The organism is Aquimarina algiphila (genome assembly GCF_007489275.1).
Lineage (GTDB): Bacteria > Bacteroidota > Bacteroidia > Flavobacteriales > Flavobacteriaceae > Aquimarina > Aquimarina algiphila.
This window is the reverse complement of the sequence record NZ_VLNR01000005.1, coordinates 1-25100: the sequence shown is the minus strand read 5'-3', so window position 1 is coordinate 25100 and position 25100 is coordinate 1. Positions and strand designations below refer to the sequence as shown.

Annotated in this window: 27 protein-coding genes; 6 read left to right on the top strand and 21 right to left on the bottom strand. The window is 32.2% G+C overall.

What is annotated here, in order from left to right; translation table 11 throughout:
* Positions 1–378 precede the first annotated feature (378 nt).
* A complete protein-coding gene (locus FOF46_RS03405; RefSeq protein WP_143915462.1) occupies positions 379–2622 on the top strand; it encodes a transglycosylase domain-containing protein in 2244 nt (747 codons plus the stop codon).
* 72 nt (positions 2623–2694) lie between these two features.
* Here FOF46_RS03405 and FOF46_RS03400 read toward each other — a convergent pair whose 3' ends face one another.
* The 5 genes from FOF46_RS03400 to FOF46_RS03380 form a co-directional block, all read right to left on the bottom strand.
* The gene (locus tag FOF46_RS03400) at positions 2695–3039 is read right to left on the bottom strand and encodes a hypothetical protein (RefSeq protein WP_109437196.1); all 345 of its coding nucleotides are present in this window, start codon (positions 3037–3039) and stop codon (positions 2695–2697) included.
* A gap of 127 nt (positions 3040–3166) precedes the next feature.
* Positions 3167–3739: a phosphatase PAP2 family protein gene (locus FOF46_RS03395; RefSeq protein WP_109437197.1), complete on the bottom strand. Its 573-nt coding sequence runs from the start codon at positions 3737–3739 to the stop codon at positions 3167–3169.
* A gap of 18 nt (positions 3740–3757) precedes the next feature.
* Entirely contained in the window at positions 3758–3985 is a 228-nt protein-coding gene (locus tag FOF46_RS03390; protein WP_109437198.1) for a hypothetical protein, read from the bottom strand.
* Between the two features lie 68 nt (positions 3986–4053).
* Positions 4054–5088: an OmpA family protein gene (locus FOF46_RS03385; protein ID WP_167571733.1), complete on the bottom strand. Its 1035-nt coding sequence runs from the start codon at positions 5086–5088 to the stop codon at positions 4054–4056.
* A 213-nt stretch (positions 5089–5301) separates the two neighbouring features.
* Complete coding sequence (locus FOF46_RS03380; RefSeq protein ID WP_143915461.1) at positions 5302–6672, bottom strand: MATE family efflux transporter; 1371 nt, start codon at positions 6670–6672, stop codon at positions 5302–5304.
* A gap of 98 nt (positions 6673–6770) precedes the next feature.
* On the opposite strand from FOF46_RS03380, the gene FOF46_RS03375 reads away from it, so the two are divergent.
* Positions 6771–7136: a hypothetical protein gene (locus tag FOF46_RS03375; RefSeq protein WP_143915460.1), complete on the top strand. Its 366-nt coding sequence runs from the start codon at positions 6771–6773 to the stop codon at positions 7134–7136.
* 5 nt (positions 7137–7141) lie between these two features.
* On the opposite strand, the gene FOF46_RS03370 is transcribed toward FOF46_RS03375, so the two are convergent.
* The 12 genes from FOF46_RS03370 to FOF46_RS03315 all read right to left on the bottom strand — a co-directional run bounded on the left by FOF46_RS03370 (position 7142) and on the right by FOF46_RS03315 (position 18635).
* Positions 7142–7696: a hypothetical protein gene (locus FOF46_RS03370; protein ID WP_143915459.1), complete on the bottom strand. Its 555-nt coding sequence runs from the start codon at positions 7694–7696 to the stop codon at positions 7142–7144.
* A complete protein-coding gene (locus tag FOF46_RS03365) occupies positions 7693–8451 on the bottom strand; it encodes a Type 1 glutamine amidotransferase-like domain-containing protein (RefSeq protein WP_109437203.1) in 759 nt (252 codons plus the stop codon). The genes FOF46_RS03370 and FOF46_RS03365 overlap by 4 nt, the downstream gene beginning before the upstream one ends.
* Positions 8452–8492: 41 nt before the next feature.
* Positions 8493–9881 (bottom strand): M20/M25/M40 family metallo-hydrolase, encoded by a 1389-nt coding sequence (locus FOF46_RS03360; protein ID WP_143915458.1) that lies wholly within the window; start codon positions 9879–9881, stop codon positions 8493–8495.
* Positions 9882–9901: 20 nt separating this feature from the next.
* Positions 9902–10780, bottom strand: coding sequence for a PPK2 family polyphosphate kinase (locus FOF46_RS03355; protein WP_143915457.1), 879 nt, complete (start codon positions 10778–10780; stop codon positions 9902–9904).
* A gap of 122 nt (positions 10781–10902) precedes the next feature.
* Positions 10903–11424 (bottom strand): hypothetical protein, encoded by a 522-nt coding sequence (locus FOF46_RS03350; RefSeq protein WP_143915456.1) that lies wholly within the window; start codon positions 11422–11424, stop codon positions 10903–10905.
* Positions 11425–11475: 51 nt separating this feature from the next.
* Complete coding sequence (locus tag FOF46_RS03345; protein ID WP_143915455.1) at positions 11476–12639, bottom strand: sigma-54-dependent transcriptional regulator; 1164 nt, start codon at positions 12637–12639, stop codon at positions 11476–11478.
* Entirely contained in the window at positions 12639–13538 is a 900-nt protein-coding gene (locus FOF46_RS03340) for a DUF6268 family outer membrane beta-barrel protein (protein WP_244299559.1), read from the bottom strand. The genes FOF46_RS03345 and FOF46_RS03340 overlap by 1 nt, the downstream gene beginning before the upstream one ends.
* A gap of 38 nt (positions 13539–13576) precedes the next feature.
* A complete protein-coding gene (locus FOF46_RS03335; RefSeq protein WP_200825129.1) occupies positions 13577–14464 on the bottom strand; it encodes a mechanosensitive ion channel family protein in 888 nt (295 codons plus the stop codon).
* A 4-nt stretch (positions 14465–14468) separates the two neighbouring features.
* Positions 14469–15767 carry an ABC transporter permease gene (locus FOF46_RS03330; protein ID WP_143915454.1) on the bottom strand — a complete coding sequence of 433 codons (1299 nt, stop codon included), beginning with the start codon at positions 15765–15767 and terminating at the stop codon, positions 14469–14471.
* The gene (locus FOF46_RS03325) at positions 15760–16689 is read right to left on the bottom strand and encodes an ABC transporter ATP-binding protein (RefSeq protein ID WP_109437209.1); all 930 of its coding nucleotides are present in this window, start codon (positions 16687–16689) and stop codon (positions 15760–15762) included. The genes FOF46_RS03330 and FOF46_RS03325 overlap by 8 nt, the downstream gene beginning before the upstream one ends.
* Positions 16690–16973: 284 nt before the next feature.
* Complete coding sequence (gene dnaJ / locus FOF46_RS03320; protein WP_109437210.1) at positions 16974–18086, bottom strand: molecular chaperone DnaJ; 1113 nt, start codon at positions 18084–18086, stop codon at positions 16974–16976.
* A 6-nt stretch (positions 18087–18092) separates the two neighbouring features.
* Positions 18093–18635 carry a nucleotide exchange factor GrpE gene (locus tag FOF46_RS03315; protein ID WP_109437211.1) on the bottom strand — a complete coding sequence of 181 codons (543 nt, stop codon included), beginning with the start codon at positions 18633–18635 and terminating at the stop codon, positions 18093–18095.
* A gap of 165 nt (positions 18636–18800) precedes the next feature.
* On the opposite strand from FOF46_RS03315, the gene FOF46_RS03310 reads away from it, so the two are divergent.
* On the top strand, positions 18801–19472 hold the full coding sequence (locus tag FOF46_RS03310; protein ID WP_143915453.1) for a YceI family protein: 672 nt from the start codon (positions 18801–18803) through the stop codon (positions 19470–19472).
* Between the two features lie 65 nt (positions 19473–19537).
* On the opposite strand, the gene FOF46_RS03305 is transcribed toward FOF46_RS03310, so the two are convergent.
* The 3 genes from FOF46_RS03305 to FOF46_RS03295 all read right to left on the bottom strand — a co-directional run bounded on the left by FOF46_RS03305 (position 19538) and on the right by FOF46_RS03295 (position 21838).
* A complete protein-coding gene (locus FOF46_RS03305) occupies positions 19538–20443 on the bottom strand; it encodes a TIGR01777 family oxidoreductase (RefSeq protein ID WP_109437213.1) in 906 nt (301 codons plus the stop codon).
* 181 nt (positions 20444–20624) lie between these two features.
* Positions 20625–21320 carry a tRNA (5-methylaminomethyl-2-thiouridine)(34)-methyltransferase MnmC2 gene (mnmC2, locus tag FOF46_RS03300; protein ID WP_143915535.1) on the bottom strand — a complete coding sequence of 232 codons (696 nt, stop codon included), beginning with the start codon at positions 21318–21320 and terminating at the stop codon, positions 20625–20627.
* 11 nt (positions 21321–21331) lie between these two features.
* A complete protein-coding gene (locus tag FOF46_RS03295) occupies positions 21332–21838 on the bottom strand; it encodes a DUF4920 domain-containing protein (RefSeq protein ID WP_143915452.1) in 507 nt (168 codons plus the stop codon).
* Between the two features lie 181 nt (positions 21839–22019).
* On the opposite strand from FOF46_RS03295, the gene FOF46_RS03290 reads away from it, so the two are divergent.
* Positions 22020–23087, top strand: a complete 1068-nt coding sequence (locus tag FOF46_RS03290; RefSeq protein WP_143915451.1) for a branched-chain amino acid aminotransferase — start codon at positions 22020–22022, stop codon at positions 23085–23087.
* Positions 23088–23151: 64 nt separating this feature from the next.
* Here the strand turns inward: FOF46_RS03290 and FOF46_RS03285 are convergent, their stop codons facing one another.
* Complete coding sequence (locus FOF46_RS03285) at positions 23152–23538, bottom strand: pyrophosphohydrolase domain-containing protein (protein WP_143915450.1); 387 nt, start codon at positions 23536–23538, stop codon at positions 23152–23154.
* Between the two features lie 424 nt (positions 23539–23962).
* Here FOF46_RS03285 and FOF46_RS03275 point away from each other — a divergent pair, with 424 nt between their 5' ends.
* Both FOF46_RS03275 and FOF46_RS03270 read left to right on the top strand, forming a co-directional pair.
* Positions 23963–24562 (top strand): hypothetical protein, encoded by a 600-nt coding sequence (locus FOF46_RS03275; protein WP_143915448.1) that lies wholly within the window; start codon positions 23963–23965, stop codon positions 24560–24562.
* Between the two features lie 116 nt (positions 24563–24678).
* The gene (locus FOF46_RS03270) at positions 24679–24978 is read left to right on the top strand and encodes a hypothetical protein (RefSeq protein ID WP_143915447.1); all 300 of its coding nucleotides are present in this window, start codon (positions 24679–24681) and stop codon (positions 24976–24978) included.
* Positions 24979–25100 lie beyond the last annotated feature (122 nt).

The following is a 25100-nucleotide window of genomic DNA, read 5'->3' as shown; positions in this document are numbered from 1 at the left end:
TTAGTATAAATCACAAATCTTGAGGAATAAACTTTTTACATACCTCAAGTAATTCTCAAATAATTAAATAAGTATTTCACTGAGTAATATAGTACTACAAGTCTACTTAAAAAAAATGAAACTTTCCAAAAAAACAGCTTTAAAAAAACAAAAAATATTTCTCTTTTTTCTTGTTATAAATCAAAACAACATACTAGAAAAGAGACCATTGTAAATTTTCTGATCTATTTACATTTATAATTTAGAATATTCCAAATCATAAATACAAATACATTGAGTAAAATATTTTGTGAAGCCTGAGTTTAAGAAAATTCATATACTATATAATGTTACTTAATAATTTTGTGTTTCAAACGTTATTATTGTCAAGATTGGGGTATGATAAAAAAGATAGTACAAAAAAGATGGACCAAATGGCTTCTGTTCACAATTGGCGGACTTATTTTAATATGCGTCTGCTTTTATGCCAGTATTTATTTTGGTTTTTGGGGGAAATTACCAAATAAAGAAGAATTAAGTTCTTTAAAACAAGCTGAAGCCACTCAGGTATTAGATAAAGATGGTCATTTGATTGGTAAATACTATATCTATGACAGACAACCTATTACATATGAGGAGCTACCTCAACATCTTATTGATGCTCTTGTAGCAACAGAAGATGCTAGATTCTATGAACATGATGGTGTAGATAACAAAAGTTTGTTACGCGTTTTTTTTAAAACCATTTTATTACAAGACAAATCATCAGGGGGAGGAAGTACGATTACTCTTCAGTTAGCTAAAAATCTATTTGGCAGAAAAAAGTATACAATATTTAGTACTGTAATTAATAAACTAAAAGAATCATTTGTTGCAAAAAGAATAGAAGAAATCTATTCTAAACAGGAAATCATTACATTATATTTCAACACTGTACCATTTCCAGATAACACATATGGTATCGAGAGTGCATCTCAAAAATTCTTTAATAAACCAACCCATCAATTAACTTTATCAGAATCTGCTACTCTCATAGGAAGTTTAAAAGCAAATCATAGTTATAATCCAAGACTTTTTCCTGAGAGAAGTCAATTAAGAAGAGATGTTGTTTTACAACAGATGACCAAATACAACTATATCAGTTCGAATCGATCTAATCAGACTATGAGTCAACCTATTAAAATCGATTACCAACATTTTAATCATGACCTTGGATTAGCTCCTTATTTTAGGGAAGAAGTAAAAAAAGAATTAGCAAAAATTCTTGAAAAACATAAGAAACCAGACAGTAGTATTTATGACATTTACAATGATGGACTAATTGTTTACACTACTATGGATTATAAAATGCAATCTTTGGCAGAGGATGCGATGAAAGAACATATGCAAATATTACAAAGTAATTATGAAAAATCATATGGAAGCTCGGCTCCATGGAAAAACAATAAGAAGCTTGCAGAAAATGCGATTAAAAATCTCAAAATTTATAAGACATACAAAGAACAAGGGCTCACAGAGAAACAAATTACAGATTCTCTATCAATAAAAAAAGACATTGAATTATTTGAATGGAATGGGAACATTACCAAAAAAATATCTTCTGTAGATAGCCTACAACACTATCTTAAATTTCTTAATACTGGAATGATCGCTATTGACCCAAAAACAGGTGCGGTTAGAACTTATCTTGGCGGAATAGATTATCGTTATTTTAAGTATGATCATGTTTCACAAAGTGAAAGACAAGTAGGTTCTACATTTAAACCCTTTGTATACACAGCCGCAATTGAAAATGGAATGAAACCTTGTACTTATTTTTCTGCAAAAGAAATTACATATACTAATCTTAAGAACTGGACTCCAAAAAATGCTTCAGAAGAGGAAGACCCCTATCTCAATTTTACGTTAGAAAAAGCCCTAAGCACCTCTGTGAATACTATAGCTGTCAAAGTACTTAATGAAGTGGGAATCCCTAAAGTAGTAGAACAAGTAAAAAAATTAGGAATTACAGCTTCACTTTCTGAAGACCCTGCAATGGCTCTAGGTACAGATGGTATTAAATTAAAAGAATTATCTGGAGCGTACGCAAGTTATGTAAATCAAGGAAAGAGTGTAAAACCCTACTATATCTCCAGAGTTGAAGATAAAAATGGCAACCTAATAGCCTCATTTGAACCTGAAGTATCAGAAATACCGGCTTATAATGAGTATACAAGACAAGTACTTTTGGAAATGATGAAATCTACTATAGATGAAGGTACTGCCACCAGACTAAGAACATCTTACAAATTAGAAAATGCAATTGCCGGTAAAACAGGAACTACCCAAGATAATAAAGATGGATGGTTTGTTGCAATTACTCCCAACTTGGTATCCATTACTTGGGTTGGAAACGATAATTATAATATAGGATTTAAAACAACAGCACTAGGTCAGGGAGCTAATACTGCATTGCCCATTTTTGCTAAGCTATATCAAAAAATGAATCAAGACCCTATTTTTGACCCTATAACCAAAAGTAAATTTGAGGAGATCTCTGAAGAAGTATTAAAAGATATTGATTGTAAACCCGAGAAGAGAGACAACTTTCTTAAGCGTCTTTTTGGTAAAAAGAAGAAAAAGAAAAAATTTAGAAAAGCATAAGTAGTAGTATATAGCCAATTGCTTCTTGTAAAATTCTTAGGTATTATTAAAAAATCTTAACTAGAAAAATATTCATTCTGGCAATTTCATAGGGTGTTCATGCCACACCATTTTTATTTTTCCTGTTTTTTTATCCAGTGTATATCCTTCTGCTCCACCTGTATACCCATTTTTATCTAAATGACTCACTATTAGCTCATAATAGTTTTGAAATTCTTCAACTAAAATACGATCATCTATTTTATATCTTTTTTCAAAATTGATTAGCATTGCCTGTTGTCTTTTATCATTTTCCTTCTGTTTTATAACCTCTTCAATATCAACAATGCTATTAGTTCTTATCGTTTGACTATAACATTCTCTTTGAAAATGACCTATAAAAATGAACACAATCATTATGCTTATTTTTCTAATCATATGATTTACGTTATAATAAATTGACACCTATCAAAAGTATATGAAATGTTTAATAAATAGCACCCTGTTTTCAGTGAAAATAACAAGTATATCTGTTTTTAGTACAAAAGAGAAAGTCAATTAAATTTTACGAAGTTTCACCATATTTCTTAATAAGAAGTCCTTGGAGTTTATAAGCTCCTACTCCTAATACGATACCAATTGCCATACCCGTGATTATATCTCCAGGATAATGAACTCCTACATAAATCCTACTATACGCTACAATGATAGACCATACTACCATAAAAGGAAAAATGTATTTTAAATGTTTCTGCAAGGTTAAACCTGTAAAAAATGCTAATGCCATAGAGCTGGCTGCATGACCAGAAAAATAACCATGTCTTCCACATCTTTCTGCAATAAAGCGTGCTAACTCTGCAACTCCATCTGCCCTACATGGTCTTGGACGCATAAATAATACATTTTTAAACAAATTTGATAATTGATCTGTAGCGGTAATCAAAGCGGCTACAACAATTAAAGTGATAATTGTTCCTCTAATACCAAAATACTTATAAAAAAAGAATAGCAATACTAAATACAAGGGGATTTGATAAAACTTTTCAGTCATAAATAACCAAAATCCATCCCATGCAGGAGTTCCTAAATTATTGAGATATAAAAAAAGATCTTTATCTAATTGTATAAGCTCTTCCATTCTTAAGATATTGTATTATTATTCATCATATCGCTCTATCTCACGATCATAGAAATCATTAGCTGCTTGAAAAAGGTTCTCTGCTTCTTCCTGTAAATCTTTCTCATCATTTTTATCAAACTCTTCTAACCATTCTACTTCGTCATCTGCAAGATTAATAATAAATCTGGGGAACTCGGTATGAATCACAAAAATAGCATCTGGATAATCTGTATTATCTCCTAATAAGAATTTCGGAAAGCCCATAATCAACACATAAAATTATAAAGCCAAAGGTACTATCTTTTCAGATACATCAGAAAATAATTCTTTAACTATTCGATCTTAATTTCTACTCTATTATTCGATTCTGGATCGAGGTTAGATCCCTTGGTAACAACAGGTTCAGTATTTCCAGCTGCAATTACTTCTATAATAGATTCGTCAATCCCTTGTTCAACAAAGTATTGTTTAACATTAATGGCTCTCATTGCAGACATGATTTCATTTTCAAAAGCTGTTCCCGCATCATCTGCATGACCACTAATTTTAACAGAGGTTACTTTAAATATCTTCACATATTGGATATATGAATCTAATGCTTTTTTAATCTCTGTATATGCTTCACTCTCTCCAATTAAAAATTCTACAGGAGAAAAATCCAAAGCCATATCACAAACCTGACTAGAAGAGAGGTTCTTAGTATCTCTCATTTCCATTAATAGAACATCATCGATAAAATAATAAGCTGTATCAAACCCACCTCCTTTTACAGATTTTCCTTTTGGCCCATCAGAGAAATATCCTAACGAAAGGTACTTTTCTGTTCCTTTTGCTCTATATACTCCACATACTTTAACCCATTCCTTGGTATCACATACCATTTTTGAGGACTCTATATGTAGTGGTAATTTTGATGTTCCTGTTATTTTAGGACTTCTGGCACTAAAATATGTTCCTATAGATGAAGTACATGAATTTGAAATCCCTTCTCCCAAAGAAACATACATATGAAAATAGTAGTATTTCCCTGCTGAAAGGGGCCGTTTCAGTTTAGCTGTTACCCCTTCTTTATATGTCCCTCCAGCAATATACATTCCTACTTTTCCTTCTCCAGTTCTTGGTTCCTGTGCTCCAAACTGTTTTAAGAAATTAGGAGATTTATGAATAAATCTAATCAACTCTAAATCTGGATGATAAGCATCGGGAGTATTAATAGCTGGTTTCCAATCCTTCATAATCCCAAAATTCTGCATTTCCATGTCTAACCTTTTAACGGCTGCATTGGTTTCTTCGAAACTTGGATTAGGAATAAGATTCTGATTTTTACTATGAGTAAAGTTTTGACTCGTACCACTCTGACTTACCATTAAAGCGAAAACGATAAGCAGCAGACAAAATTTAGAATTTGGGACTCTCATTTTTGTATTCTGTATTTTTTGGAAAGATAGTTAATTATTAGTTAATACCAAATAAACGCAAGAAGTGTAAAAAAGGTATTCAACTTTTATTTTATTTAAAAAGAGAAGCCTTTTTTACATGGTTTTCAGGATAAAAAAAAACCTGAATAGCGCTTGGAAATACTATTTGTTTTGAATTAATTTCTTGGTTAAAACATTGAATCTAACATACAATAAAACGGCAGAAGCAGTAAGTCCCGCCAATAATCCAATCCAAATCCCTGAGCTTTTATATTCAGTATACAATCCTAAATAATAACTAATAGGAAATCCTACTACCCAATACGCAATAAATGTAATAAATGTCGGTATTTTAACATCCTGAAGTCCACGTAAAGCTCCTAATACAGTAACCTGTATAGCGTCCGAAATTTGAAATAATGCTGCTATAAGTAACAATTTAGCCGCAATAGTGATCACCTCTGTATTATCCGTAAGATTTTTTACATCTTTTACATCTAAATAAATTTTAGGTAACATTTGATTAAAGATGATAAAAATCAATGCAAAAACGGTTGCTATAAGAAAAGACAACAAAAAAATTGATATGGCAATTCTTCTCAACTCTGCAAACTGCTGTAATCCTTTTTGATTACCAACACGTACCATTGCTGCCACACTAAGCCCCATAGCGACCATAAATGTCATTGAAGATAAATTCAACGCAATTTGATTTGCCGCTTGCGGATTTTTGCCCAAAATTCCTGATAACAATATGGCAGCGGTAAAAATTGCAACTTCAAAAAACATCTGTAAAGCAGAAGGAAACCCTAATGCTATTATTTTATTGAGCATTTTACTTTCTAAAACAAAGAATTTAATTTGTGTAACATAAGCTTTTGATTTTTCTTTACCTCTAAGCAGTATCCACAAAAAAATAACCATTACTAATCTTGAAACCAAAGTCCCTACAGCCGCTCCAACTATTCCCATTTGAGGAAAACCAAACTTACCAAAGATCAATAGATAATTTAAAACAATATTAACCACATTTGCAATGAGTGTAGCATACATTGGATAACTTGTCATAGATAATCCATCTGAGAATTGTTTTAGTGCTTGAAAACTTACTAATGGAATCAAAGAAAAAGCAACCAAATCCAGATATGGTATTGCTAATTCAACCACTTCTATGGGTTGTTTCATGAAATACATCAATGGTTTTGCTACCAAAATCAATAGAAACAAAGCTATTCCTAAAGTTGTGCATAAAAATAACCCATGTTTAAACGCTGACTTACCTGTTTTAAAATTATTCTCCCCATCTGCTTCTGCAACTAAGGGTGTAATTGCCGTAGAAAAACCAATACCCAGGGACATCGCTATAAACATAAAACTATTTCCCAAAGATACTGCAGCTAATTCTGCGGTTCCCAACTGTCCCACCATAATATTATCGATCAATCCCACAAAAGTATGCCCTAGCATTCCCAACATTACTGGTGCTGCAAGTTTAAGGTTGTATCGAAACTCTTTGGTGTATTGTTGTAGCATTCTTTGATTTTGAACTCGCAAAGGTATTAGAACTGATATAAATTAAAATATTCTTATTGTATATTTAACGTTATTTAAAATAAGTCATAAAAGAAAATATGTCTGAAATTATTAATAATGAAAAAGAAATCAAAAAGAGAAATAGGATTAGGGTTTATCTTATCATTGTAAGTATTGTTTCTATCATACTTATATTACCAACGATACCATTTATCCTGGCAGCATTTTTTATGTTTAGTGCTCCTCTTACTCATGATAGTATCATACAATCTATTTCAGTTGCAAGCCTAATTTTCTTTCCTTTTATAGTATTTGGTAGTCTTATACCTTCATGGGTATTATTTGCTAGTAAGAAACATTTTCTATCTATACTTTTTGCTAGCATACCAATTTTGGACGCGTTTATCTATGGATTGACTATGGCTTATAAGATGATATTATGTAATGGAAGTTTTGATTGTTGACAAAACTAGCCATCTTTTCCTAGTTGAACCAATGACAGTTCATTATCATTTGGGATATTGTATTCATCACATGATGTTTTTTTATTCGCATATGACTCAGGGGTAATTTCTACCCAATAATCATCTCCAAAAAGCTTAAAAAAATAGCGATTATCAATATACAATTCAAAAACTTCTTCTACCATATTATAGCCATTATTATTGATTTCGGTACTTGTAGTATCTCTTTGAACTGAAATATATTTTTCTTTTAGATAATGAACATAAACTGAATTCTCGCAAAAAAGTATATGTTTAGGCTCACCACTTCCTCCATCCCAATTTACATCACCTCCATCTACAGTAAATTTATAAGTATAGCTATGCGTTGTTCTATAATTATGTTTTGAAAAAATTCCTATCTCCTTAGTTGTTTCATTGGTTTTTTTAACCACCAAACGCATACCATTATCTAGTAATTTATTTGTTTTATCAACTTGTTTTTCTGTTTCTGAGGTGCAATTGCTACATATGATGATTAGGAATAATACAGCTATCCTTAAATATAAATGGTCCTTCATTTTATAATTTCTGAATCAATTTTTTCCTCTACAATCTTTCCTTCCTTTCTATACACATAATATGAATTACTTTCGTTATCAATGGACAATGCACTTTTTGCTTTTCCATTAACAAAAAGAATTCCCGACTTATCATCACAAGCATAACCGTCACTCAAAATTCCTTTTAAAATATTATCATGATATAATGGTCTTCTGGATTCTTCAGAATTGTAATGAGGACAATGACTATAATTAAGAAAGCTTAATCCTTTGACAATACTTAATTCTTTAGGTCTTGAATCTGTAGTTCCACCATTAAACCAGCATAAAGAGCCCGCACTACCTCCCGCTAATACAATTCCTTTTTCATATGCTTTTTCTAATGCTAAATCTATTTTTTGAGCTTTCCATATTGCTAGCATATTTAACGTATTTCCTCCTCCAACAATAATTGCATCCATGCTGGACAAGATTTCTTCGAAGGATTTTTTTTGGCGATAAGAATTAATCCAAACTTTTAATACATGTGGCTCTATATCAAGATCAGAACACAATTGATACCAAAAATTCATATACCTCTCATTATCTCCTGTTGCAGTAGGTAAAAAACAAACCTTAGGTCTTTTTTTACCCGTTAACTGTGCAGTATATTTTATAAATTCTTTATTTACCTGCCCTCCATAAACAAACAGTTTTTTATCAGATGAACTAATATCCTGACCTGTTGTAATATTATAGACAAAAAACAATACTATTAACAAAAATATTCTCATGATTTTCGTGTTTTTATTTTTATATAAAAACTGACCATAAACTACTTCACCCCATATTTATCAAAAAGGTACATAAGACTCGTCATTGTTGCTGCTCCTAATTCTAGTTCTCTTTTATTGACTGCATCAAAAGTATCATTCTTTGCATGGTGATAATCAAAGTAACGTTGTGAATCAGGTCGTAATCCTGCAAGTACAATTCCATCTTTTTTAAGAGGCCCTATATCTGCACCACTTCCACCTTTGGCGAAATAGTGTACTAAGTACGGTTCAAAAAGAGGTTTCCAGCCTTCAATCATATTAAAATTAGCATCATCACAATCAAAAGAAAAACCTCTTGGTGTAAACCCTCCTGCATCGCTTTCTAAAGCAAAAACATGGTTTTCTCCCTTATTTTTAGCAACTTCTGCATATTTTTTTCCTCCACGCAAACCATTTTCTTCATTCATAAATAAAACAACACGAATGGATCGTTTTGGTTTATATCCAATTTCTTTAAATATTCGCAATACTTCCATAGATTGTACAACCCCTGCACCATCATCATGAGAGCCATCACCAAGATCCCAGGAATCAAGATGTCCGCCAACTACCATATATTCATTCGGAAATTCACTTCCTATAATTTCTCCAATCACATTATATGACTTTACATCTTTCCAGGTACGACAGTTCATATTAATATGAAACTTAATCTTTGGGTTGAGTTTAAGCATAGAACTTAACAGATCCGCTCCATTTGTACTAATTGCAACCGCTGGAATTTTATCTGCATCTTTAAGATTTCCATAACTCATTGCACCTGTATGAGGAAAATCGTCTAATCTAAGATTCATCGAACGTACAATAACTCCTGTTGCTCCATACTTAGCTGCCTCTGCTGCTCCAGAATATCGTTGATCTACACAACCTCCATATGCTCTAAATGTTTCTATTAAATCTGCTTGCATAGGGCGATTATAAAAAACCAATTTTCCTTCAATTTGCTCTTTTCCCAATGCAGAAAGCTCTTCTAATCCTTTTACCTCTATAATCGAAGCTTTAATTCCTCCTATCGGTGTAGGCACCGATCCTCCTAAGGCACAAATTGGCACATTGGTTGTCACTCCTGGTTCTGTTTCTATGTATGCAAATTCAGTTACTCCTCTAGTCCACTTGGGAACCATAACCGATTGTAACCATACCTTATCAATACCAAGTGTTTTTAATTCTTTTTCTCCCCATTCTACTGCCAATTGTGCATTTACAGAACCTGAAAGTCTTCCTCCTATCTGATTAGACAAGTAATCTAACCATGAATAACTCTTACCATTGAGTAATGAGGTATCATATATCTTTTTTAATATGATCGAATCTTCTTTTACATCATTTTGAGCGAAGCTACTTAATGATACAATTGCAAATATGATTGGGATTATAATTCTTGACATAATGTGTTTTTTACAGGCTTTTATTCGTTTTCTAATTGCTTTTTATAAAGTCCTAAATTTGCTTTTGTTTTATCATCTAATTCTGGTTCCTGTATATCATCATACTCTTTTAAAGTATCATATAATGTTTTAGCGACAATATACCTTGCTACAGGCTTATCATCTGCCGGAATTACATACCAGGGAGCATGAGATAAAGAAGTTCTATTTATTGCTTCTTGATAACAAGCTTGATACGTATCCCAAAGTTTACGCTCTTTTAGATCTCCTGATGAAAATTTCCAATTTTTCTCTTTTTTTTCGAGTCTGCGTAGTAGTCTATTCTTTTGCTCTCCTTTGGATAGGTGTAAGTAAAATTTATAAATCAACGTACCATTTTCTGCAATATGTTTCTCAAAATTTCGTATTTGTTCAAAACGCTTATCCCAGAAAGCATCAGTTATATCCTCAACGCTATTAATATGGGGTATATTTTCGCCCATTATATATTCTGGATGTACTCGAGTAACCAAGACATTTTCATAGTGTGTCCTGTTAAAGACCCCAAATTTACCACGCTGTGGCAAAGCAATATAATGTCTCCATAAATAGTCATGACCTAACTCTAACGCTGTAGGTACCTTAAAACTATGTACGATTATCCCACGGGTATTAAAATCTTTAAAAACTTCTCTAATTAAACTATCTTTCCCAGAAGTATCCATACCTTGAAGACAGACCAATACTGCATATTTACCATGAGCGTATAATGTATCCTGAAGCTTCCCTAGTTTTTCGCGAACTTCTTCAAGTTCTTTTTCTATTTTCTTTTCATCTTCTTTAAGATCAAAAGTGGTAGGAATATTAGACAGTTTTACAGGATGGGATACTTTAAAATCTTCGTGATTTATCTTCTTCATGATATGATTTGTGTTATTATCCGAAAGATACTAAAGTTTTCTATGGGTAAGAAAATTGTTTTGATGTTAAACTCTCATATATTTCGATTTTAACAACATCTATTTTTTATTGAAACTCCTAACTATTTGGCATTAAAATCATAACTAAAGCCTATCAGGAAGGTGTCATATCTTCTTCCTAAACTCTTTACATTTAATTCTGCAAAAATATGGACATATCTGGTTGCTTGATGTAATGCTCTAATTTTTATTTGTGCTCCATGATTAAAGTTTCCTGTTCTAAATCCCAAAAAAGCTTCATCTTCGATCTCTTCAAAAACACTCGAATCATTACCAACATACCCCATACCAGCAGTTATAGTTGTAGGATACCAGTTAAACAATATTAAATTTACTCCAAAAGCTAATTCATTAAATCCTTCATAATCTTCATCAGCACCTATAGCAAACGTACGATTATACTCTCCCATAAAAGTAGTATAACAATTAAACGCATACTCTACTCTAGCCCCTAAAGCTATTTCTTTATCCAGTGCAAAACTTTTTGCTGCTATAAAGCCATAATTAGTTGCTCCTGGATCATACTGAGCATTAGCCGTATTTATAATATACGACATTAAAACCAAACATAGAATTCTTTTCATTTCTTAGGGCATATGGAGTATTGGTCGCAAGATCGTGTTTTTAATTACTTCTTACTTTGCCGCAAAAAGTTTAACATCTTCCTCACTCACCTCATTACCTCCAAGAATAATCAGGCGTTCAATTACATTTCGTAACTCCCTTATATTACCTGTCCAATCATATTGCTGTAATTGCTTAATTGCTTTAGGTGAAAAATTCTTAACAGGTGCCCCTTGTTCTCGTGCTATTTTCTTGGTAAAATATTCTACCAATAAAGGAATATCATCCCTTCTGTCATTTAGCGCAGGTACTCTTACCAAAATTACAGCAAGTCTGTGATATAAATCTTCTCTAAATTTATTATCAGCTATTTCTTTCTTTAAATCCTTATTTGTTGCGGCAACAACTCTAACATCGACTTTAATATCTTTGTCATTACCTACTCGTTGTATCTTATTCTCCTGTAAAGCTCTTAATACCTTTGCTTGTGCAGAAAGGCTCATATCTCCTATTTCATCAAGAAATATTGTTCCCCCATTGGCTGCTTCAAATTTACCTGCACGATCTTTATTTGCTGAAGTAAAAGCTCCTTTTACATGACCAAAAAGTTCACTTTCTATTAATTCACCAGGTATTGCAGCACAATTCACCTCTATCATTGGTCCTTTTGAGCGTTCACTTTTTTGGTGAATCCAATGTGCCACCAACTCTTTCCCTGTACCATTAGGTCCGGTAATTAATACTCTAGCATCAGTTGCAGCAACCTTATCAATAATGTTTTTTATATCAGAAATAGCTTGAGATTCACCTATCATCTCGTAGTTTTTAGAAACTTTCTTTTTAAGCATCTTATTTTCTACGACCAATTCTTTTCGATCCAAAGCATTACGTACTGTATTGAGTAAACGATTTAAGTCTGGTGGTTTAGAAATATAATCAAAAGCGCCTAAACGCATTGTATTTACAGCGGTATCCAAATCACCATGACCAGAGATCATAACAATAGGAATTTCTGGTTTTATCTTTTTTATAGCTTCTAATACCTCTACTCCATCCATTTTAGGCATTTTAATATCACAAAGTACAAGATCGTACTCGTCTGCTTTAATTTTTTCAATCCCAACAAGCCCATCTTCGGCTTCAAAGACTTCATAATTACTACTTTCTTCAGATAAGATTTTCACAAGAACTCTTCGGATCGCCGCTTCGTCTTCAATTACTAATATTTTTGCCATTATATTTTTAGTTTTATTCCGCTACGGAAATAGAATGTATTTTGATCATTAATCTTCAGTACATTTTCCTGATTCCCATCCCGTAAGCGAATTTCATTACTTAATGTATATCCTCCATATGCATAGAACAATAAGTGTTCCGTAAAATAATATTGATATCCTAATGCTCCTATAATATTTAGCATAGAAGCGTTTTCTGCCACTTTTGTTTCTCCATTTTGATCTACAAACGCTCTGTTGTTTTGCAAATTACCATAAAATCGATCAAGACCAATAAACGCTTGTAAAGTATTCTTCTCATTAAAAAAATACTTAATACTTGTTTTAGGTGTACCCAGCGAATATGACCAACTAGGATGAAATCTTTTAAAATAATTAATAATCGGTAACGGAAAATTTATACTTGCGGGTGTGGCATATCGCAGGCCTAATATCAAACGTGATGTCTTAGGAGCATTTTTATTTTTATAGCTTTTTACAAAATATAGAGATCCTGTATATCTGAAATCATCACTTTCTAATCCAGAACCTTCAAAATTAGATGAAATCCCTACTCCTACCTTAGTTCCAAAGCGCCAGTTATTTTTCATTTTAAACGTATAACCAAGCTCTAGTCCAAAAGTTTGGAAATTATTAAAATCTCCTCTATCATCTATAACCAATCCGTCATCTATCTTTAAACTATTATACCTGTATTGTGGACTTATGACCAAATAAGTTCCTTTATCATCCATTTTTATAGGATAATTAAAAGAAAACCTAACTCTGCTATATACATTATCACTTTCTGCTTGTGGAATATAAGCATACTCAAATCTCACCAAGTCAGTGTCTTGCGCTTTTAGATTACTAAAAGCATATAGAAGTATGCATGCTACAAGCAGGGAGTTTTTTATCATCTTGGGGAGTTGTATGTTATATGCACTTCCATATTCTTTTATTCTTTTACAATAGTGATTTCACGTTGTGGGAAAGGAATATTAATATTATGTTCTCTAAATAGACGATCTATTTCAAATCGAATTTCACTTTTTGGTATTGCTCCCTGGAAACTATCATTAATAGTAAAAATTAATTTAAAATTTAATGAGCTATCTGCAAAATCAGTAAATAAAACTAATGGTGGTGGTTCTTTTAACACGTTTGAATTAGACAGGGCTGCTTTAGTAAGCAACTCCTTAACCAATTCGGTATCACTCCCATATGCCACACCAATGGTAACCGACTCTCTTGTAACTGAACCATTTTGAGTCCAATTATACAACACCGATGTTAAGTATTTATGATTAGGAATAATCAATACTTTATTATCAATGGTCACTGCTCTGGTAGTTCGCAATTTAATTTCTTCTACTCTTCCCACTTTACCATCTAACTCTATAATATCGCCTACATGTACGGTTTGGTCCATGAAAATAAAAACACCTGACAATATATCTTGAATAAAAGTTTGTAATGCAAGTCCAACACCTACTAATAAAGCAGCAGAAGCGGCAAATATCGCTGTAATATTAAAACCAATACTGTCTAAAGTAAAAAAGATAACGATCAGATAAACAAAATATTTTGAAAATGAGAATATGGATTCGAATTTTTGTTTATCCTCTCTGCGAAGTTTTTTGGTTACAACTCTTTTAAAGATTTTAAGTAAAAAAGAAGTGATAACCATTATTAAAATAACAAAAAGTAATAATCCAACAGTTAATTTAATTGAATGATCTTTTCCAAAATAAAAAATTTCATAACTCAAAAAATCCTGTATAGTTCCCCAAATATTTTCTTGAATTACTTCCTTTACCTGTTCTGTAAGTTCTTCCTGAATCATAGGGTTAATACTTTATCCATTTAAATAGTTCTTTATAGCTTGGTTTTTTTCCATACATAAGTATTCCTACTCTATATATTTTACCTGCTAACCATATGATAAAGATAATACTTCCTATTAATAAAAAGATAGAGATCAATACTTCCCACCAAGGTACTCCAAAAGGAATTCGCATCAGCATCACTATAGGAGAGGTCAAAGGGATCATAGAAAACACAGTAGATACCGTACCATGAGGATTTTCTATTACAGAGAAGAAACCTACATAAATCCCTAACATCAATGGTAATATAATAGGTAACATAAATTGCTGAGAATCTGTTTCACTATCAACTGCAGCACCTATCGCCGCATAAATAGAACTGTACAAAAAGTAACCCCCTATAAAATAGATGAAAAACGAAAATATTAGAGTTCCCAATGGAAGTTTCAAAATGTCCTGAAGTAACAATTGTATTTCTTCATGATTTCCTTCTTGTAAAGCCAATGATTCATCCATTCCTACAGGCTGAGGATCTATACCAAAAACTGATGTCGCTATTGTTAATAAAACTCCTCCCAAAATTACCCAAACCAAAAATTGAAGAATTCCAGCAAAAGAAGTTCCTAATATTTTCCCCATCATTAATTGTATAGGTTTTACCGAAGAAATAATAATTTCTATAATACGATTAGATTTTTCCTCTATTACGGATCGCATAACCATATTACCATAAATAATGATAAACATCATCAAAAAATATCCTGCCGCTCCGCCAAAAACCATTTTTACATAACTAGACATCTTAGAGGTTTTCTCTCCAGAAAAATTCTCTATTTGGATATTTACTTTGGCTTTAGCTTTTTCTATCATGGATAAATCAAGGCCTTTTTCTGTAAAATTTTGATTAGTTAGTTTATTTCCTATTATTTTTTCAATTTTATTAAGAATTGAGATATTAGGAGATTCATCTGCATAAAATTGAATTGAGGTTGCAAGTTCTTTATTTGTGTTCTTTTTAGGAATATATAGCAATCCATCCAACTGTTTAATCACCACAGAATCCTTTGCATCGTTTAAAGGCAATCTACTATAGTCTATATAATCAATTTCATCAGAATCTTTAAAATCAAAAGTAAATAAACCAGTTTCATCAAAAAATGCAACTTTATGAATCTCATCATTATTTAAGGTCGTTAACCACGCAATTAATGAAATCATACCTACAAAGATCAATGGACTTAAGAACGTCATCACTATAAATGTTCTATTGCGAACCCGAGCTATAAATTCTCTTTTAATAATTAACTTAAGGTTACTCATTCTCTGTAATTGTTTTAATAAATATCTCGTTAACTCCTGGTATTACTTCATTAAACCTCATAACCTGCCCTCTTTCTGACAAATATCTAAGTAAGTCATTCGATGATGCATTATTATCCAAAGTTATTTTCATTTTCAATTGATCATCAATCACTTTAAAATCAGCAGGTGTAACAGTAAATTTCTCTTTTAAGTTATTATATATTTTATCATGATCATCTGTTAGAAGACCAACCTCGAAGGTATTAGACTTATAAGTTCTTTTAATCTCTGATACTTCTCCTTCCAGGATTTTTTTTGATTTATTAATTAAAGCAATATGATCACATAATTCTTCTACGCTTTCCATTCGGTGTGTAGAAAATATCACAGTGGCTCCCTCATCACGTAACTGTAAAATCTCATCTTTGATTACATTTGCATTTATAGGATCAAAACCGCTAAAAGGCTCATCAAAAATCAGTAGTTTAGGTCTATGCAATATAGTTACAATAAATTGTACTTTTTGAGCCATCCCTTTAGAGAGCTCCTGAATTTTCTTGTTCCACCAATGAGTAATTTCAAATTTATCGAACCAAAACTTAAGGCGCTCTTTTGCTTCTGTCTTACTTAACCCTTTTAATTGAGCGAGGTATAATGCCTGCTCTCCTACTTTCATAGATTTATACAATCCCCGTTCTTCGGGTAGATATCCAATATCCTTAATATGTTTGGGGTTCAACAATTCATTATCTAAGTATACACTTCCTTCGTCTGGTAATGTAATTTGATTAATAATTCGTATTAGTGTGGTCTTACCAGCTCCATTGGGACCAAGTAATCCAAAGATACTTCCTTTAGGCACTTGAATTGATACATCCTCTAATGCTGTAAAAGTTCCAAATCGTTTTGTGGCTTGCCGTACCTCTAAAAGATTAGTCATAGACCGTAAAATATTATTGTAGTTTATTATAGAAGCTGAATGATACGAAAACTTGAAAACTTATACTAATTATGTTAAATATTAATTAGTATATATTTTTAAAATCAAATTATACAAAAAACAAAACCCACCCTGAATACAAGTATTTAGGATGGGAAAAAAATTGCTATGAAAAAGAAAAATTATCACTAAATGCGCTAGTGATGTCTCAAATATACGAATTTTTCTTAATCAAACGTTAATAGAATTGAATCATTCTCAATGGTTAAAATCACTCAATTCTATTACGAAAACATATCTTTTACTTTTTCAAAAAATGATTTCTCTCCACTTTCAGGGTTAGGTCTAAAATGATCATCTTTAGACATTTTTTCGAAAAATTCTCGTTGCTCTTTATTTAATGTTTTAGGTGTCCATACATTTACATGAACCAGCAAGTCTCCTTTTCCATAACCATTAAGACTAGGAATACCTTTCCCTCTTAATCTCAAGATCTTACCACTTTGCACTCCTTCTTCAATCTTAATACGTACCTTACCCGATACAGTATCAATTTCTCTCGACGCTCCTAGAGCAGCTTCAGAGAAGCTAATATACAAGTCATAATGTAAGTTATTCCCTTCTCGTTGAAGTTCTGGATGTTCTTGTTCTTCTATAGCTACCAAAAGATCTCCAGCGATTCCATCACCTGGAGCTTCATTACCTTTTCCTGAAACCTTAAGTTGCATCCCATCCTCTACTCCTGCAGGAATACTAATACTTACGGTTTCTTCTGTCACTTTTAATCCTTGACCATCTGCATCAGAAGGCCTATAATCCATTACTTGACCTGCTCCTCCACAAGTAGAACATGCAGATGAAGTTTGCATTCTTCCAAGAATTGTATTGGTAACTCTTGTTACCTGTCCTGTTCCGTTACAAGTCCCACAAGTTTTATAAGTGGTTCCTGGAGCCTGGATTTTTCTTTTAACTTTGATTTTTTTGTCTACTCCATTCGCAATCTCTTCTAAAGTAAGCTTAACACGAATACGTAGATTACTTCCTTTAACTCTACGTTGTCTGCCGCCTCCGCCAAAACCGCCAAAGCCACCAAAACCGCCGCCACCAAAGATGTCACCAAATTGACTAAAGATATCATCCATATTCATACCTCCGCCACCTCCAAAGCCACCGCCTTCAAATGCCTGATGACCATATTGATCATAACGTGCTTTCTTATCGGGATCGCTTAAAATCTCATATGCTTCAGCTGCTTTTTTGAACTTCTCTTCTGCTGTAGCATCTCCTGGATTTTTATCAGGGTGATATTCAATAGCTTTTTTACGGTATGCTTTTTTTATTTCAGCATCTGTAGCATTTTTGCTTATCCCTAATATCTCGTAAAAATCTTCCTTCATACCTAATTATTGTCCTGTTACTACTTTAGGAAAACGAATAACCTTGTCTCCCAGTTTATAGCCTTTTTCTATAACATCAACGATTTTGCCTTTAAGATCATCGCTTGGAGCTGGAATTTGAGTAATAGCCTCATGATCATCTGCATTAAAAGTATCACCTGCAATTACTTCTACTTCTGATAAACCTTTACTCTTTAATGTTTCTTTTAACTTATTATGAATAAGTTCTACTCCTTTGATAAGATTCTTATCCTCTGACTTCTCAATTTCTTTTGACGCTCTGTCAAAATCATCCAATACCGGTAACATAGACTGTATCACGTCCTGACTTGCTGTCTTGAATAACTCTAAACGTTCTTTAGACGTTCGTTTTTTATAGTTTTCGAATTCTGCAAAAAGTCTTAAAAATTTATCTTTTTCCTTGTCTAATTCTTCTTTAAGTTCTGTTACAGGATCTACTTTTTCAGTCTCTGTTTCTTCAACAGGAGTATCAAGTACTTCTTCTACTTGATCCTTTACATCTTCAGTATTTTTATTTTTCTTACTCATGTAATTCGTATCTTTTATACGTTTTCAATTTGAAGTAGCAAAAGTACTGCCATTTTTGAATTGAATGTCATAATGTCACAGGATTTTTTTAGTATATATTTAAGAGTATTTCATTTGTTAAAAAATATTTTTGAAATCGTTTAAAACCCATATAAACTAATTTTCATGAAAATCAAATTAATCAGCGTATTAGCAATCGCTATCATCGGTATTTCTACTTATTCTTGTAAAGGAGAAAAACAAAATGAAACAGAAGCTAATACCGCAGAAGAAGTGCAAAAAGCTTCACCTGAAGCCATTACTTATATTGTGGATTCTGCATCCAGCACCATAGATTGGATAGGCTCTAAACCAACAGGAAAGCATAACGGAACTATTAACATAGCAAACGGTAAGCTTAAAACCAAAGATGGAAAAATTGAAAGTGCATCATTTGAAATTGATATGACATCGATCACTGTAACTGATCTTGAAGGAGAAGAAAAAGCAGGCTTAGAAGGTCATCTAAAAGGCGAGGGAGAAGGTAAAGAAGATCATTTTTTCAATGTAGCTCAACATCCTAAAGCCTCTTTTGAAGTTACCGGAATTGCAGATAAAGAAGGAAAAAAATATATAGAAGGTAATCTTACTATAAAAGGTATTAAAAAGAACATCTCATTTCCTGCAAACATATCTACACAAGGAGACGTTGTTGTTCTAAACACAGAGGTTTTTACTATTAACCGTACTGATTGGGGTGTGAATTATGCTTCAAAATCTGTATTTGAAGACTTAGGTGATAAGTTTATTAATGACGATATCGAGTTAAAAATTACGGTAAAAGCTAATAAAGGGTAATGTAGTAATATCCTTAAAAAACTCATTAAAAGCCGGTATCATTAAGTGATATCGGTTTTTTTATTTCATTCTACTAATACATCAACTGCCATCACAATGTTATCATAATCAAAATCAAATCCCAAAGATGAAATCTTACCACTACACACCCGTTGACTTGAAAATAAAAGGCTATGCATATCTCCTAGGATTAGTTTCATTGTAAGCCTGGGTACATTAGGCAAAATAATTCTTTTATTATATTTTTCTGCTATTGTACGAGTAAGTTTTTTATTAGAAACGGGATTTGGAGCAACCGCGTTAAAAACACCTGTTAATTCTTCTTGAACAACAAACATAAACATACGAGCAAGATCATGAACATGTATCCAACTCTGCCATTGTTTACCATTCCCGAAAAAAGACCCCATTCCTAATTGGATTGGTTTAGCAATTTTAGGAAATGCTCCTCCTTTTTCTGACAGCACTAATCCTATACGTAACAAACTAACATCTATATTTATAGTTTCAAAATCTAAGACAGCTTTTTCCCATTTCTCTACTACCTCTCCTAAAAAACCTGAGTCTCTTTCTGTAGCATCTTCCATATAATAATTTTGAAATGAGTCTGGATATACCCCAATTGCACTAGCCGAAACAATGTGCCGAACTGAATGTTTTGTAGTCTTTAAAGATTCAAGAATAAGAGAAGCCGTATTGGTTCTGCTCTCCAATATTTCCTTTTTATAAGATGAAGTCCATCGTTTTGCTACAGTAGCTCCTACCAGATTAATAATGACCTCGACACCTACAAAACAATCCGTATCGATCTCACCTTTTTTAGGATCCCAAAAATAACCTGTATAACCAGGATCAGAACTTAATTTGTTTTTACTAGTGGTCAGATAATTAACATCAATATTCTGTTGACGGCACACACTTACTATTTCCTGACCTATTAAACCGGTAGCACCAGTAATTAAAATTTTCATCTGTTCTTTTTATTATTTTTAGCCTTAATAATGAATGATCACCGAATATTCTAGTCGTCTTAGTAATTGTGATTCTAATCTATTTTGTGTGCTACAAAACAAAGTACTATCACCCTATAACAAAACCAATTCCTTTATTATAGGTTTAACAATCGTTTATTAAAATTTATACCTCACAATTTCAGTTTGCATCACCAATATTATCTTTCTTAGTAGCTCTGAGCATTTCTCGTTTCCCCGGAGGCCCAGGAAGTCTTTCTGTTTCAAAACCAACTTCTTGCATTGCTCTTCTCACGCTTCCTTTAGCTGCGTAGGTTACCAAAACTCCATTTGGGCGAAGTGCGTTATACATCTTTCCAAAAATTTCTACAGTCCAAAGCTCAGGTTGAACCCTTGCACCAAAAGCATCAAAATATATCAAGTCAAAACTATTTTGATCATTTATATCCACAAAAAATTGTTTCCTTTTTGTGAATATAAAATTCGATTTAACTTCGAATGGTTGTTCCCAAGGTGATTCGTGAAAATCATCAAAAATGGATGTGTTCTCCTTTTCAGAAAGTGCTTCGGGATATTTCATCAATCTGGCTTCATGTATTGAAACCGGATATGCTTCTACTCCAACATAATCAATATTTTGGTTAATTTTCTGCGCCTCTAGAAAAGTCACAAAAGCATTTAATCCAGTCCCAAAGCCTATTTCTAAAATATGAAGAGGGTTAAAAAAATTTTTTGCTAAAATATGTTTAAAACCAGTGTCTATAAAAACATGTTTGGCTTCATTAACTGCTCCATGCTTAGAATGATAATGCTCGTCTAAATCAGGTAAATGAATCGTTTTTGACCCATCTGCCGTAGTAATGATTTTACGTTGTATATGATCTTGCATTAGTTTTTTATCAAAACCCCATCAGCAATAAATGAGTATGTTTTTTTTGGAGTGGTAATACTGGCTATTTCTTCATCTGTTTTTCCTGCATCACTTGCAAAATGACGTTGTTCTTCTACAGATACTTCACTCACATACGCTCTACCTTGAACAATTACTGTATCATTTTCGATATCCTTAGGAACAAAAAAACCATAATCTTTAAATTTCACCATAGTTTCTTTATCATCTCCTAAGGTAACTTTCATCCAACATCCCTTGGCTTTGCAAACATTATTGACCGTGCTTGAAAATGCAATTGCAACCGTATCTCCTTCTTTAAGTGTTTTGTATTTCTCTGCAATTGATTTTTTATTATGAATATTTTCTGAAGACACTTTCCCTCCATAACTTTCATAATTTTTACTATCAATCTCTGCAATAGAAAATGTATTTTGACCATTATTTGATAAATTACAACTCATCAACAATAGTAATACCGCAAAAAATAGTATATTTTTTTTCATAATCTTTTATTATCCTGACGTTTTGTAAAATTAAACATTTTTAAAATTCTTATTTTAACAGAAAAGGGTATTTTTGTAAGGAAATTTATAAGGTGTTAGCATCACCATCATTTTCAGACAAAGAGTATAGTTAATAAACTAGGGATAGTTTACTATCCTTATCTTTAAAATTTAAATTAGGATGAAAAACACAATTTCTCAGACTTTAGAAATTAATGAAGTAAGCGAGTCCAAAATTGGACAGGTAGATTTTGAAAACCTTAATTTCGGGAAAATTTTTACAGACCACATGTTTGTCTGTGATTATATTAATGGAGAATGGCAAACACCAAAGATTGTCCCTTATGGGCCTTTGACGATGGAGCCTTCTGCTCGTGTCTTTCACTATGGACAAGCTGTTTTTGAAGGCATGAAAGCTTACAAAGATGATCAGGGAGATACTTTTTTATTCAGACCTGATGAAAATTATAAACGAATTAATAAATCAGCTGAACGTTTAGCAATGCCCGAATTTCCAAAAGAATATTTCTTTGATGGGTTAAATGCTCTATTAAAATTAGATAACAATTGGATTAAGCCAGGTTTTGGCAATTCCTTATATATACGACCGTTTGTCATTGCTACTCAAGCCAGTGTCTCTGCTTCTGAGGCTGATGAATATAAATTTTTAATTATATGCTCACCCGCACAATCCTATTATAGTGGAGATGTAAGCGTTTTGGTTGCCGAGAAATTTAGTCGTTCTGCCAGTGGTGGTTTTGGATACGCTAAAGCTGCCGGTAATTATGCCGGACAATTTTACCCAACAAACCTTGCAAAGCAACAAGGATATCAGCAAGTGATCTGGACAGATTCTAATACACATGAGTATATGGAAGAGGCCGGAACCATGAATGTGTTTTTTAGAGTTAATGACACCTTACTAACAGCTCCTATCAGTGATCGTATTTTGGATGGAGTAACTCGTAAAAGTTTAATTGCTATAGCTGAAAAGGAAGGAATTAAAGTGGATGTAAGGCCTGTAAAAGTGAGTGAAATTGTTGAAGCCGCTAAAAACAGAAGTCTTAAAGAAATTTTTGGAGCAGGTACTGCTGCTGTTGTAAGCCCTGTAAAAGCTTTTGGGTATCAGGGAGAACACTATGAAATCCAAAAACAGGAAAATTCTTATGCAGACTATTTCAAAAAAGCACTTATGGATATACAATATAATATCTCTGAAGATACTTTTGGATGGAGATATAAGGTATAGATAATCAAAATATTTTGTCATAAAAAAAACTCCGAAAAGAATATTCTTTTCGGAGTTTTTTTATTTATCGGTCTAAAATTTCCTTAATATTCGGTTTAAAATAATTTGGGCCTTTTAGTACTTTACCATCCTCTCTATAAATTGGTTGTCCATTTTCTCCCAACTTACTCATATTACTGCGCTGAATCTCATTAAACACCTCTTCTATTTTGTGTTGCATACCATGCTCTATAATAGTACCACATAAAATATACAACATATCGCCTAACGCATCGGCTACCTCTACCAAGTCATTATCTTGAGCTGCTTCAAAATACTCTTCATTCTCTTCTTTCATAAGGTTAAATCGCAATGTATTTTTTGCTTCTCCCAAATCTGCAATAGGTTCATTTTTATACCCCAATTTAAACGCAGTATGAAACTCTTGTACTGCACTAATTTTATCTTTCATATGTTGATTTTTATTTGATCTCAGTTATTATCTTTGCCGTAAAAATAGCAAATTATGTTTAGTACAGGCCAATTGATATTTGCAGGATGCTTTGTTATAGCTTTCATTCTATTAATGATCTTCAGCTATCGAAAAGATATCAAGCTACATCGCAAATATTACAAAGGCAGTATCTTCATTTTGATTGGTTTTATTATCTTTATTTTGTTGTTATTTATGTTAAAAACGTATTTACAACCTAAGTAAACCATATACACCCCTAGTATTCTGTCAAAATAAAAACTCTTTTGGTTAGTATCATTTTTGATATATAGCCTGGGTTTCTTTTGGTTTTTTTATTACCAAAAGAAAAATACCTTGTATTGGGTATATGTTGATATGCTCTTTTTTAAGAGTTTTGGATAAACTAAATAACTAAAATATTATGTCTAAAACATTACTTAAAATTATTATAATCATTCTGGTTTTTTCAACATTCCTTTTAGGAAGAAATCTTTATATAAAAAGTAATCTTTGCGAATCGTGTAAATTTAAAAACAAAAAACCTCAAAGAATACCTGATGGATATGATCTTTCATTAAAGATTGATTGTACAGATCAAGATAACTATCAACCTTTTCATTTCGATATTGTAAATAGTTTCGGGATTGTAGGTAAAATTGAAATGGAAAATGATAGTATAATTGAATCTATAGATTTTAAAATATTGGATGTAGCTGATTGTGATCGGTTTTACATTAAAAATATTGAATATAACCAAAGCAATGGTGCTTCTCATCATATTAAATTCACAATTAATAACAGAAATAATGAATGTGGTATAGTTGACAATATACTTAACAGACGTATCCCTATAGAAATTGGACATGAATTTAATATAGATATTACATCCGATAATGATCCTAGAATAATAACCAGGGAAATAAACAGTAATAATGAAACCAGAGATAAAGTTTTCCCTCCATTTATTTGCCTCGGAAGAGTTATAGCTGTTTCAGAAAACAAGATTAACATTTCTAATTAGTCTAAATAATTAAATCACTTTTGAACAAAAAACATTTATTCATAATAGTTTCATTTTTTACAACAATATGCATTTCGCAAGATGATAAAACTCTTGCAAAAACTATTGAATACTTATTGGAGAATCAAATTGAAGAAGCTTATACGCAAGTCAAAAAAGCCCATAATTCTAAAGAAAAAGAAATATTAGTTTGGCATATCGATGCCAGAAAAAATGGAATTAAAGACTCTATATTTCTCAATGAAAATAATGAAACTATTTCTTCCTACAACATTATGAATTTCCTTAGGAAAGGAGATATTCATAATCAATCTTTTATTAAAAATGATTCTTTAATCCTTCAGAGTTATAGAAAAGCACTTGACTTATCCATTCAAAAAAAAGATACTCTCCTTACAAGGCTCACATTTGGATAATTCGGTTTGATTTGTGCCACTGATTTCGGAGCTATAGTGCCAGTAATTTCAGTTCAAACTGTGCCACTTTTTACAGTTCGAATTGTGCCAATGTAAATTGAGTCGAGTTAATTTCGGTTCTA